Source organism: Caballeronia sp. ATUFL_M2_KS44 (genome assembly GCF_023630965.1).
Taxonomy (GTDB): domain Bacteria; phylum Pseudomonadota; class Gammaproteobacteria; order Burkholderiales; family Burkholderiaceae; genus Caballeronia; species Caballeronia concitans.
Genome location: NZ_JALQEA010000016.1, coordinates 1 through 12,464, shown reverse-complemented (window position 1 = coordinate 12,464; position 12,464 = coordinate 1). Strand labels below are relative to the sequence as shown.

Annotated in this window: 11 protein-coding genes and 1 pseudogene; 2 read left to right on the top strand and 10 right to left on the bottom strand. The window is 63.7% G+C overall.

Going from position 1 to position 12,464, the window contains the following annotated elements:
- Window positions 1-3: 3 nt before the first annotated feature.
- From NCR39_RS08370 to NCR39_RS08345, 6 genes are all read right to left on the bottom strand, one after another.
- A complete protein-coding gene (locus NCR39_RS08370) occupies window positions 4-1,101 on the bottom strand; it encodes a phosphotransferase (RefSeq protein WP_250451779.1) in 1,098 nt (365 codons plus the stop codon).
- Between the two features lie 29 nt (window positions 1,102-1,130).
- Window positions 1,131-1,856: a histidine phosphatase family protein gene (locus NCR39_RS08365; RefSeq protein WP_250451778.1), complete on the bottom strand. Its 726-nt coding sequence runs from the start codon at window positions 1,854-1,856 to the stop codon at window positions 1,131-1,133.
- A gap of 3 nt (window positions 1,857-1,859) precedes the next feature.
- Window positions 1,860-2,648, bottom strand: a complete 789-nt coding sequence (locus NCR39_RS08360) for an oxepin-CoA hydrolase, alternative type (RefSeq protein ID WP_250451777.1) — start codon at window positions 2,646-2,648, stop codon at window positions 1,860-1,862.
- Window positions 2,645-4,186 carry a 3-hydroxyacyl-CoA dehydrogenase gene (locus NCR39_RS08355; protein ID WP_250451776.1) on the bottom strand — a complete coding sequence of 514 codons (1,542 nt, stop codon included), beginning with the start codon at window positions 4,184-4,186 and terminating at the stop codon, window positions 2,645-2,647. Before NCR39_RS08355 ends, NCR39_RS08360 begins: the two co-directional genes overlap by 4 nt.
- A gap of 61 nt (window positions 4,187-4,247) precedes the next feature.
- Window positions 4,248-5,429 carry a pyridoxal phosphate-dependent aminotransferase gene (locus NCR39_RS08350; RefSeq protein WP_250451775.1) on the bottom strand — a complete coding sequence of 394 codons (1,182 nt, stop codon included), beginning with the start codon at window positions 5,427-5,429 and terminating at the stop codon, window positions 4,248-4,250.
- Between the two features lie 88 nt (window positions 5,430-5,517).
- The gene (locus NCR39_RS08345; RefSeq protein WP_250451774.1) at window positions 5,518-6,003 is read right to left on the bottom strand and encodes a putative toxin-antitoxin system toxin component, PIN family; all 486 of its coding nucleotides are present in this window, start codon (window positions 6,001-6,003) and stop codon (window positions 5,518-5,520) included.
- Between the two features lie 56 nt (window positions 6,004-6,059).
- Between NCR39_RS08345 and yaaA the strand changes: the two genes are divergently transcribed.
- Complete coding sequence (gene yaaA / locus NCR39_RS08340; protein ID WP_250451773.1) at window positions 6,060-6,839, top strand: peroxide stress protein YaaA; 780 nt, start codon at window positions 6,060-6,062, stop codon at window positions 6,837-6,839.
- Between the two features lie 38 nt (window positions 6,840-6,877).
- Window positions 6,878-8,053, top strand: coding sequence for a M14 family metallopeptidase (locus NCR39_RS08335; protein WP_250451772.1), 1,176 nt, complete (start codon window positions 6,878-6,880; stop codon window positions 8,051-8,053).
- A gap of 97 nt (window positions 8,054-8,150) precedes the next feature.
- Here the strand turns inward: NCR39_RS08335 and NCR39_RS08330 are convergent.
- The 4 genes and pseudogenes from NCR39_RS08330 to NCR39_RS08315 all read right to left on the bottom strand — a co-directional run.
- Window positions 8,151-8,774 (bottom strand): annotated as a pseudogene (locus NCR39_RS08330) (BspC domain-containing protein); the annotation flags it as partial.
- 138 nt (window positions 8,775-8,912) lie between these two features.
- Entirely contained in the window at window positions 8,913-9,587 is a 675-nt protein-coding gene (locus tag NCR39_RS08325) for an energy-coupling factor ABC transporter permease (protein ID WP_250452033.1), read from the bottom strand.
- 68 nt (window positions 9,588-9,655) lie between these two features.
- Entirely contained in the window at window positions 9,656-10,465 is an 810-nt protein-coding gene (locus tag NCR39_RS08320) for a helix-turn-helix transcriptional regulator (RefSeq protein WP_250451771.1), read from the bottom strand.
- 189 nt (window positions 10,466-10,654) lie between these two features.
- Window positions 10,655-11,866: a DUF2863 family protein gene (locus tag NCR39_RS08315; RefSeq protein ID WP_250451770.1), complete on the bottom strand. Its 1,212-nt coding sequence runs from the start codon at window positions 11,864-11,866 to the stop codon at window positions 10,655-10,657.
- Window positions 11,867-12,464: the final 598 nt, after the last annotated feature.

Below are 12,464 nucleotides of genomic sequence, written 5' to 3'. Positions count from 1 at the left end.
TCGTTATCGTCCGACTTTCTGCGCGTATTGCCACGCGAGTTCGGCCATGGGGCGCGCGCGGCGTCCGGCGTCGATGGCTTGCGCGCTGGCGGCGGTGCCATCGGTGACGCGCTTCATGATGCCTTGCAGAATCGCCGCGATGCGGAACATGTTGTACGCGAGATAGAAGTTCCAGTCGCCTTCGATCTCGAAGCCTGTGCGTTCGCAATAGCGCGCGACATACGCCGCTTCATCGGGGATGCCGAGCGCCGTCCAGTCGAGGCCCGCGATGCCGCGAAACTGCGACGGATCGACATGCCACGCCATGCAGTGATACGCGAAGTCGGCGAGCGGGTCACCGAGCGTCGAGAGTTCCCAGTCGAGCACGGCGAGCACGCGCGGTTCGTCGCGATGAAAGATCAGGTTGTCGAGCCGGAAGTCGCCGTGCACGATGCTCGCCTTTCTGTCGGACATAGGCGGAATGTGCTGCGGGAGCCAGTCGATGAGCCGGTCCATCGCGTCGATTTTTTCTGTCTGCGACGCGACGTATTGCTTGCTCCAGCGCCCGATCTGCCGCTCGAAGTAATTGCCCGGCTTGCCGTAATCGGCGAGTCCGGCGGCTTCGGCATCGACCGTATGGAGCGCGGCGATCACGCGGTTGGTTTCGTCGTAGATCGCGGCGCGTTCGGCTGGCGTCATGCCGGGCAGCGACGGGTCCCACAGCACGCGGCCTTCGACGAATTCCATCACGTAGAACGCGCGGCCCATCACGCTTTCGTCCTCGCAAAGCGCCAGCATGCGCGCGACGGGTACGTCGGTGGCGGCGAGCGCGTCCATCACGCGATACTCGCGTTCGATCGCATGCGCCGATGGCAACAACTTCGCGGCGGGGCCGGGCTTCGCGCGCATCACATAGCTGCGCGACGGCGTGACGAGCTTGAATGTCGGATTCGACTGGCCGCCCGCGAACTGCTCGACGGCGAGCGGTCCCGCGAATCCATCGACGTGCGATGCGAGCCACGCGGCGAGCGCATCGGTATCGAAGCGCTGCCGCTCGTTCACCGGGCGCGTGCCTTCGAATGCTGAAAAATCGGAGTGCTTGTTCGTGTCGTTGTCGGGCATCGTCTCCTCCGTTTTGTGGTGAAGCGCCGTCAGTTCATGTCGCTCGCCTTGAACCGGACGAATTGCGCGTAGAGCAGTTCCATCGTCGTGTTGCGCACGTCGGCGTGCAGCGGCGAGGGCGGCGAATGATTGATCGCGTGGACCACCCAGTCGCCGGGTTTGCCGCCGACATCGAGCGCGTTGATGCAGCCCGTCGCCTGCGACAGATGCCCGTAGAACGCGCGTCCGCCCGCAGTGATCGCATGCGACAGCAACGCGCGATTCACGCCGCCGTGGAGCACGAGCAGCACCGTGTCCCACGCGGCGTCGGCGCGCAGTTTGGTCATCGCGGGCAGCGCGCGGTCGAGCAATTGCCCGATGGTTTCGCCGCCGAGAAACTGCGTTTCTTCGGGCACGACGCCGTCGAACACCGAGAGAAACGCGCGCTCGATATCGCTCGTCGACAGATTCGCGAGCCGTCCGCCGCGTATCTCCTGCCACTCGGGCCAGATCTCGATTTCCGCCGATTGCCCCGTTTCCGCCAGCACGCGCTGCGCCGTTTCGACCGTGCGCGGCAAGCCGCTCGCGATCACGCGGTCAAAGCGAATCTTCTGCGCCGCGAACTCGCGGCCCGCCGCGCTCGCTTCCTCGCGGCCGCGTTCGTTGAGCGGCACGCTTTCGGGATCGATCGCGCGGCCGGTGTCGTCGAAATACGTGACGTCGCCGTGCCGCATCAGGAAGATGCGCCGCCGCTTCGGCAATTCGTAGTGAGCCATGGTTTAGCGATAGTTCGGCTGGCGCTTTTCGAGGAACGCGGTGATGCCTTCGAGCGCATCGCCGTGATGAAGGGCATCGACGAAAGCATCGCGTTCCATGTCGAGATGCGCGGCGAGCGGCTGCACGTCCGCCGCGTTGATCAGCGACTTGATGCGCGCGAGCGCTTTCGGCGACACGCTGCCGAGATCGTCGGCCCAGGCGATGGCGGCATCGAGCGCAATGCCTTTCTTCGTCAGCCGGTTCACGACGCCGACTTCATGCAGACGCACCGCGCCGATCGGCTTGGCTTCGAGCAGCACTTCGCTCGCGAGCGTGCGCGGCAACGTGCGCGAAAGGAACCACGAGGCGCCGCCATCGGGCGTCAGGCCGACGCGCGCATACGACATGACGAACTTCGCGTCGTCGGCGGCGACGATCAGGTCGCACGCGAGCGCGAGCGAAAATCCCGCGCCGGCTGCTGCGCCTTCGACCGCCGCGATCACCGGTTTCGTCGATGCGCGCAACGCGCTGATCCATTCCGCGAGCAGATCGATGCTTTGTGCCTGCACCGACGGTTCCTTCGCGCGATTCTCCAGCAGCCGGTTCAGATTGCCGCCCGCGCAGAAGAAGTTGTCGGCGCCCGTCAGCACGATCGCGCGCACGGAGTTGTCGCGCTCGGCGGTCGAAAGCGCCTCGATGCCCGCCGCGTACATGTCCGGATGCAGCGCGTTGCGCGCGCCCGGATTCGAGAGCTTCAGCACGAGCGTGGTGTCGCTGCCGGCGGGGCGGTGTGTCAGGAGTTCGGCGCTCATCGAAGTTCCTCTGTGTGGGTGAGCGAAAGGCCGAGCTGCGCGCGGCGCGTGAGCCACGGAGAAGGGCGGTAGCGCGGATCGCCGAGCACGCTCTGGATGTTGCGCAGAATCGTGAGGATGGTCGCCGCGCCGAGCGAATCGCCGAGCGCGAGCGGGCCGCGCGGATAGCCGAGCCCGAGCGTCACGGCGAGGTCGATGTCCGCAGGCGTCGCGATGCCCTGTTGCGCGATATCGCAGCCGATGTTGACGATCGTCGCCACGACGCGTTGCGCGACGAAGCCCGTCGAATCGCGGATGACGGTGACGGGCACGCCGTCGGCGGCGAAGAGCGCGTGGGCGGCGTCGCGCATGGCGGGCGTGGTCGCGGGCGTCGTCATGATCGTGCGGCGCGCGACGGTATCGAGCGGAAAGAGCGTATCGACGGCGACGACGCGCGTGGCGTCGAGATGCTCGGCCACGGCGGTCGTGGTTGCATCGAAACCGAGCGGCGTGACGATGATCAGCGAATCCGGTTCGGGCGTGTTGCCGCAGTCGATGTGAACATTCGCGTCGTGCTTCGCGATCACCTTCAGCACTTGCTCGCGCGCCGCGTGCGATGCGCGGCTGATCCACACGCGCGCCGGCAGTTGCGTGGGCGCGGGCGCTTCTTCGGGCACCTGCTGCTTGCCATCGACATAACGATAAAAGCCTTCGCCCGCCTTGCGCCCGATCAGCCCGCCCGCGAGCCGCGTGCCGGTGATCGGCGACGGCGTGAAGCGCGGTTCTTCGTAGAACTGATGATAAATGGATTCCATCACCGGATGCGAGACGTCGAGCGCGGTCAGATCGAGCAGTTCGAACGGCCCGAGCCGGAAGCCCGCCTGCTCGCGCATGATGCGGTCGATGTCCGCGAAACTCGCGACGCCTTCGCTCGCCACGCGCAAGCCTTCGGTATTCATGCCGCGCCCGGCGTGGTTGACGATGAAGCCCGGCATGTCCTTCGCGCGCACCGGCATGTGACCGATGCGGCGCGCGAGTTCCATCAGCGCGTCGCCGGCGCGCGGGTCGCCGCGCAGGCCGTCGATGACTTCCACCACGCGCATCAGCGGCACGGGGTTGAAGAAGTGAAAGCCCGCGACGCGCTCCGGTTTCGCGCAGTCCGCCGCGATCGCGGTAATCGAGAGCGACGAAGTATTCGACGCCAGAATGCACGACTCGCCGACGACCGCTTCCAGTTCGCGAAAGACTTTTCGCTTGATCTCGATGTTCTCGACGATCGCCTCGACGACCGCGCCGCAATCGGCCAGTTCGCTGACGTTTCGCGCATCGTGAACGCGGGCGAGCGCGGCGTGCGCGTCGGCTTCCTTGATCTTGCCTTTGGCCGCGAGCTTGTCGAACGTCTCGGATAGATACGCGCGGGCGGCGTCGAGCGCGGCGGGGTTCGAATCGTGGAGACGCACATTCAGGCCGGCGAGCGCGGCGATCTGCGCGATGCCGCGCCCCATCGCGCCGCTGCCGACAATGCCGAGCGTCTCGATCTTGTATTCCTGCGGACTCATGATGCGTTCTGTCTCCTCGATGTGCTCTGTCTGATCTGGATGTCCGGCAGCGAGTCGCGCGTCAGAGCTTGCTGAGCCGCTCCAGCGCGAGCGCGAGCGTTTCTTCCTTCTTCGCGAAGCAAAAGCGCACGACGCCCGATTCGTGGCTCTCGTGATAGAACGCCGACACCGGAATCGCCGCGACGCCGATCTCGCTCGTGAGCCATTGCGAGAAGTCGGCTTCGGGCATGTCGCTGATCGCCGAATAATCGACGCACTGGAAGTACGTGCCGTCGCACGGCAGCAGCGAGAATCGCGTGTTCGCCAGGCCCGCGCGGAAGAAGTCACGCTTCTTCTGATAGAACGCGGGAAGCTCGATGTACGGCTTCGGGTCTTCGAGGTAATGCGCGAGACCGATCTGCATCGGCGTGTTCACGGTGAACACGTTGAACTGATGCACCTTGCGGAATTCGGCGGTCAGCGCGACGGGCGCGGCCACATAGCCGATCTTCCAGCCGGTCACATGAAACGTCTTGCCGAAGCTCGACACCACGAAGCTGCGCTCCGCGAGTTCCGGATAGCGCGAGACGCTTTCGTGCGGCGCGTCGTCGTAGACCATGTGTTCGTAGACTTCGTCGGAGACGATCAGCACGTTGGTGCCGCGCACGATGTCTTCGAGCTTGCGCATGTCCGCTTCGCGCCAGACGCGGCCGGTCGGATTGTGCGGCGTGTTGATCATCAGCAGGCGCGTCTTCGGCGTGATCGCGGCGGCGATCTTGTCGAAGGGCAGCGCGTAGTCCGGCGCTTCGAGCGACACGAACACCGGCTTGCCGCCCGCGAGTTCGATCGCGGGCACGTAGCTGTCGTACATCGGCTCGATCACGACGACTTCATCGCCCGGATGCACGCAGCACAGCACGGCGGTGAGCAGCGCCTGCGTCGCGCCGGCGGTGACGGTGATCTCGCGGTCGGCGTCATAGGCGCGGCCGTAGAGCGCTTCGATCTTGCGCGCGATGGCCTGACGCAGCGGCGCGGCGCCGGCCATCGGCGGATACTGGTTGTGGCCGTCGCGCATCGCGGCCGAGACGGCATCGACGATGCGCGCATCGCAATCGAAATCGGGGAAGCCCTGGCCGAGATTCACTGCGCCCTTTTGCGCGGCGAGCGCGCTCATCACGGTGAAAATGGTCGTGCCGACGTTCGGCAGGCGCGAAGGGAAGGACAGCTCGGGTGACGCTTCAGGCATTGCGTGCATGGCGTTCATGGAGATTGTTGGACGTGGGCTGTGCTTGTTGGGCTATGCGTTTCGGCTATGCGTTTCAGCTATGCGTTTCAGCTATTCACGCGCACGATCAGACGACTTCGGCGGTGCGCGCCTCTGCTTCGAGCGCCGCGACGAACGGCTTCGGCTCCGCGATGCGAAACGCGAAGTCTCGCGCCACGCGCCGCGCGAGCTTCAGCACCGCGCGATCCTTCGATACGAGCCAGTCCGCATTCGATGCATGCGCGAGTTCGAGAAACTTCTGGTCGTCGCGGTCGCGGCACTTCGGCAACGGACGCTCGTCCGGCGATGCTTCCGGCGCGACGAGCCGCGACAGCAGCGCGAGCGTATTGAGCGCCGCGGCCTTGTCGATGCCGAGACGCACGAATTGCGGATAGTCGAGCACGTGCGTGAGTTCGGCGAGGCAGCGGGCGTCGATGAGCGCATCGAGCGTGCGCGCTTCGAGCGCGGCGCGGATCGGCCGGGTGGCGGGGTCGTCGAACACGAGGATATCGATCCACACGTTCGAATCGAGCACGACGCGCGGTTTTTGCGGTGACGCGGCGGAATTATCCATTCGATACAATCAGGGGTTTATGCCTATCTTCGTCGGCGAAGCGCCGGCGAGCCTCCATGATAATCGTTCTCTCGCCCGCCAAATCGCTCGACTACGAGACGCCCGCACACATCCGGAAACACACGCTGCCCGAATTCGTCGATGACGCCGCCGAACTCATCCAGGGCCTGCGGCAGCTTTCGCCGCAGCAGATCGGCGGGATGATGGGCATCTCGGATCAGCTCGCCGTGCTCAACTTCCAGCGCTACGCCGAATGGTCGAAGACTTTCGACGCGAACAATTCGAAGCAGGCGGTGCTCGCGTTCAACGGCGACGTGTACGAAGGCTTCGCGGCGAAGACGCTCAATTCCGCCGATCTCGATTTCGCGCAGAACCACGTGCGCGTGCTGTCGGGGCTTTACGGGCTGCTGCGGCCGCTGGATCTGCTGCAGCCGTATCGGCTGGAAATGGGCACGAAGCTGCAGAACGCGCGCGGCAAGGATCTTTACGCGTTCTGGGGCGAGCGCATCACGGCGGCGCTCAACGAGCAGTTCAGGCGGCAGCGCGGCGCGCGGGTGCTCGTGAATTGCGCATCGGAAGAGTACTTTAAGTCGGTGAAGCCGAAGCTGCTCGACGTGCCGGTGGTGTCGCCCGTGTTCGAGGACTGGAAGGGCGGGCGCTACAAGATCATCAGCTTTCACGCGAAGCGCGCGCGCGGTTTGATGGCGCGCTATGCGGTGCAGAACCGGATCGACCAGCCCGAGGCGCTGAAGGGCTTCGACAGCGAAGGCTACCGGTTCGATGAAGCAGCGTCGAACGACACGACTTACGTGTTTCGCCGCCGCGTCGCGGAGTGACATTTCACGCGTTCCGACGCGGCACAAAGGACATCGACATGAGCATTTCCATCACCAGCAACTTCGACGCGGGCGCAATCGAGATCATCGACGCCAGCAACCCGGCGGACATCCGCCTTCGCGTGCGTCCGGATACGCGCGCGGATTTCGCGCAGTGGTTCTACTTTCGCGTGTCGGGCGCGCGGGGCGAGCGCCTCGCGATGACGTTCGAGAACGCGTCGAAGTGTGCGTTCCCCGATGGCTGGCGCGACTATCAGGCGGTCGCGAGCTACGACCGCGTGAACTGGTTCCGTGTGCCGACGCGGTATGACGGCACGGTGCTGACCATCGATCACACGCCGGACTTCGATCGCATTTATTACGCGTACTTCGAGCCGTACAGCGAGGAACGTCATTCCGAATTTCTCGGCGCGCTTCAGCAGATGCCGCACGCGACGCTGACGGAGCTGGGCCGCACGGTCGAAAATCGGCCGATGTCGGTGCTCACGCTGGGCTTAACGAACGACGCGAACGACGCCGGAGCGCAGAAGAAGAACGTGTGGATCATCGCGCGCCAGCATCCGGGCGAGGCGATGGCGGAATGGTTCGTCGAAGGACTCGTGAAGCGCCTGGCGGGATGGGGCGACTGGTCGGGCGATCCCGTCGCGCGTGCGCTGTTCGATCGCGCGGTGTTTCATATCGTGCCGAACATGAATCCGGATGGCAGCGTGCTCGGCAATCTGCGGACGAACGCGGCGGGCGCGAACCTGAATCGCGAATGGATGGAGCCGAGCGCCGAGCGCAGCCCCGAAGTGCTGCTCGTGCGCGATGCGATCCGCGCGACGGGCTGCGACATGTTCTTCGACATTCACGGCGACGAAGGCCTGCCGTATGTGTTCGTGGCGGGATCGGAGATGCTGCCTGGCTTCACTGAGCAGCAGCTCAAGGAGCAGAAGACGTTCGTCGGATTCTTCAAGCAGGCGAGTCCGGATTTCCAGGACGTCTACGGCTACGAAGCGAGCCGGTATCAGACGGACGCGTTGAAGCTCGCGTCGAAGTACATCGGCAACGAATACAAATGTCTATCGCTGACGCTCGAGATGCCGTTCAAGGACAACGCGAATCTGCCCGACGAGCGCGTCGGCTGGAGCGGAGAACGGAGCGCGGCGCTGGGCGCGTCGATGCTGCAGGCGATCCTTTGGCACTTGCAGACATTTGCCGGAGACGCCGCGTAAGCTGTTCGAACGTTACGTCACGGTAAGCCAGGCAAAAAGGGCGTGGGCCTCCTGCGCTTGGCCCCCCCCTTGGGGTTTGCGCGGGTCCCGAGTATACGTGTTTTTTAGATGTCTTATTTGAGCGGGGCGCGTTAATCGATTTTTCCGGCGTCCTGGTCGTGCTCTTCGCCTTCCCCGACGATGCCGACTTGGTCTTCGCGCCGTGCTTGCCCGTCGCCTTGTGCCCGGTTCCCCGTGACGAGCCTCGCGCGGCGGGTGCTTCGGCGTGCGCACGCAAAGGCGGCACCGGGTCGTTCCAGCCGAACGCCAGCATCTGGCTGCCGACATAGCCGCAGCGGAATTTGAGCGGCGTGGGTTCGCGCTCGCCGCTCTTCGGCATGCCTTCGCCCTCGACGGTCACAACGTTGTCGACCTTGATGCGCTGCTTCTTTTCATCGAACGAGTCGTTCCACGGCTCGATGGTGGAATGCGACGAATCGAACGAGGAGGCCGGGAATTCGACATGGTCGAATGCCGTCGATGTGCCGGCGATGAAGTTGCCGTGTGCGGCGCAATCCGCCACGAGCGGATTGGCGTTGTAATCGGTGACGAAGTGGTGAATCAGTTCGTTGCGCTCGTCGAGCGTATCGGCAAAGGCGGACACCGCGCATGCAAGCCATGCGCATACCGCGAACCGGCCGACGAGCCGCATGAGCCGGCGCGGTGCGTAGTTACTTTCCATCAATTTGGCGCTAAGAAGACACGGGCAAGTAAGATGCCTCGTGTGGGGAAGGAGTTCAATCTTATCGTACTTTGTGCACGCTCCGAACCGCGCGCAGTCCCGGACGGTGTGATGGAAGCGAGCGAGAAATCGCTCCGTTCAGACGCGCGGGCCGCGATCGAGCCGATAACGGCGCACGTCGTAGGTGGTGATCCACGCGGGTTTGTACACCGTGATCAGAATGGTGAGCAGCCCGGTGAAAAGCGCCTCGCCCGTGCCGAGCAGCAGCGAGCCGCGCGTGAAAGCCGCGGGAACGTTGATCGGGCCGCCGGATAGCGCTGTTTCGAGCAGTATCGTCGCGCCGCACGCAGCGGCGACCGCCGCAGCCGATGCCACGAACCCGTGGCCCACGATGAACGTGAAAAGATTCCGAGGCAGCCACGCGTTGGAGAGCCGTTGCAGGAGCGTCGACACTCCAACGGGAAGCGCGCCGAAAAGCAGGTACGTGGTTGCAACGGAGAGCCACGACGCATCGAGCACCACGGCCGCAAGCCCTGTGCTGGCGGCCGTGCCGAGAAGCGCAAGCCGCCAGTCGAAGAGCGTGACCATCAGCGTCGCGCCCAGCAGGTGGATGACGGGTCCGTCGTCGAACCAGGCATTGCACGCCCATAGCACCGTTACCGACACGATGACGCCCAGCCACACGTGCTGAAGCGTAGCGTCCTGCAGGCGGCTGAACGGCCGCTGCACGAGCACGAGTGCGAGCAGCCCCACGGCGACAATCCAACTGCCGGCGGTCAGCCAAAGCGGTAGCGGTGTATAGAAGAACCCCATGCCTTGCATATTACTCGTTGCGTGTGAAACGTGTGCGCAATCCACGAACCCGCTTTCGGCGATTGTTGCTAGAACGAGGCCTCGGGCTCCGCGGCCATCGGCAGGGACACCGCCCCGCCGCCCACGAGCGACGGATACTTAGTGCGCCGCTGACGAAGCGGAATGACGTTGGACGCGCCGGGCGTCGGCCGGGGCGCCCGTTGCCGCTCGATGCGCAGGATCTCGAGGTGCGAATTCTGCACACCGTTGTAGATCGCGACCGCAGCCGCGCGATTCGTCGCGCCGAGTTGCTGGAAGATGCTCGCAAGGTGGATCTTCACCGTGCCCTCGCTGATGCCGAGGGTCTTCGCGATCATCTTGTTCGTGCTTCCCATGTGAACGCAGCGCATGATCTGCTGCTGTCGCGGCGACAAGGTCGTATGCACCGGCGCGCTGGGCGGAAGTGCCGCAGCGGTTCGAAAGCGACGCAGGGGAAGAAGACGCAGCGGCTCGAGATCGATGACGTCGGGCGGAATATAGTGCCCGCCGACGAGCACCATTTCGAACGCACGGAGAATCAGGATCGGCTCGAGAGTCCGCGGAATGACGCCCATGGCGCCCGCTCCCAACAGCATATAGACCTGTGCAGCCCCGCAGCGGTCCACCATGATCGCGGCAGGCACCCCCGGCGCATGGTCGAGCAGCGTCTCCAGCTCGCTCGCGCGCGAGGTTTCGGTCCAATCGATGACGATCATGCTGGCCTGACAGCGCTTCATGACTGAGGCGGCTTGCCGCCAGTCTTTCGCTTCGGTGAACTGTGCTTGACGCGCCACACGGCGTAGCAATGTTTTCAGGCCCGCACGGCGCTCCGCGTCCGAACCCATGATGATAATTTTCATGCTTTACCTCATTTCAATACGTCCGACGCCAATTCGCGACGGGTCTCGGCACCAACGACTGTGTCGGCACAGCGTCATATTGACAAACTTCCGGCGTTTGCGCGCCTCGACCGAATGGCATAGGCAAAATGGACAAAACCCCGCACGAGGGCGGGGTTGGGTCTTTGCAGAGGCGAACCGCGATGGCGGTCAGTGGAAGTGAGGCTGCGCTGGCTCGGCGTCTTCGGGCATTTCCGCGTGAACGATTTCGCCTAGCGGATCGGCATAGAGCGGTACGCCGCAGTCGTCGCAGAACTCCGGCTCGAAGCGCCCGGCGTGGCGGCGCACGTCCGAGATGCCTGCTTTGCGCAGCAGTTCGACAATTTCCTCGACAGGGCCGTCCGCGCCTTCGATCTCGGCTTCGTCTTCCATGCCGACGTCCGCGTTCTCGCGGCCATACAGCGGCCAGACGACGCCGTAGATCACATCGTTGCTGCCCCGGCGCGTGAAGCCGATACGATATTCGTCAATGCGCCGCTCTCCGAAACCCGCAATCACCGCCCGCAATTCCTGCGGCGCGGTGCCGAGCGTATCGAACAGATAACGCACGGCGGTACGAACCGTGTGCGGACGAACCTGCTCGTCGGCATCACGACAGGCGGAATAGTAGGCATCCGGCAGCAAACATTCGAACTCGCAGCCCGGCAGCATGGTCGCGAAGGTCGCTCCGCCTTGAGCATTCCATTGTTCGAGACATTGGCTGCGCTCGATCCGCGTTTTGTTTTCATCCTCTTGCCAGCGGAAGAAGGCCGCGCCCGCAGGCACGATAGCAACCGCGAGCAGAAAGCGCGGATCGGCGAGAATCGGCGAGGTCTCCGGCAGATCGGAAAGGTTCAGGCGAGCGGTGGCGCCGCCGAGCGCCGCCTGCATCAATTGCTGCGCGAGACGCGCCGTATCGACGTGATGCCGCGGCAACTGATCGATGCTATAGAAGTACGGAGCAATGGCGACGCGCGCGCCCGCCGCCAGGACGTGCGCCTGCAATTGCGTGCGCAGGGCGTCGACGGTGTCGCTCTTCAACGAGCCCGAAGGGATGGCGTAGCGCGTCCACGCGAGCACCGGCGCCGCGATCAACAGCGCTTCGTGCGGCGCGCCGTCGATGTCGATGCGGAACGACTCGCTATGCGTTTCGGCCATGTCGGCGAGTGCGCCATATGCATCGGGATGGTTTTGCTGAAGGTGATCGAGCGCGGCGTCGAGCGTCGTCTGGTTGCCGTTGCGCACGAGTTTGGCGATCAGCGTGTCGAGGCGGCTTTCCCAAAAGCGATCTTCGACGCGGCTGCCCGAGGCGAAGAGCGCGAGGGAGAGACTGACGAGTTTGTCCGCGTCTGGGGGAATACGTTTTGCGGTTCGCGTGCGCATATCGATACGAGTTATTGGGGCGGGTAACCTTTTATTGTAGTCGCTCGAGCGGATGTTTTACCGGCTCGTTCGTCGGCCGAGTGGATAGGTCACGAAGCGGCACATCCGGACCTCTCGCGGGCGCAATCGACACGCTGGAATGGCTGCCATAAATTTTTGTGTTGGAACGCTTGCATATCGCACATCGACTCACTAGAATTCCGTTCCTTCGCGATTCACTGAACGCGGAGGAAGCGGGAGCAAGCAGTTTCGTGAGTGCGTGTGAGAGCGATGCAAAGGTTTCTCAAGCGCAGTCAGCAAGTAAAAGCGGTTCAAAAACTTGTTGACAGACTCCGAAGCGATGTTCATAATCTCGTTTCTCTGCTGCTGATGCAGCAAACGCCAGACGGAAGCGGCGCTGAGCAAGGTGCTCGGTGCGGTGAGGTAAGAAGTCAGGCGATGTGCTCTTTAAAAACTAACAGCCGATAAGTGTGGGCGCTTGATGGCGAGTGCGGCCGGTTCTTCGGAATCGGCAATAGCATAAGTAATCAAGAGTCTCACACGAAGTATTAAGAGGAAGGTTTTTGTCTTAGGACAATAATCATCGTCAGTACGTTGA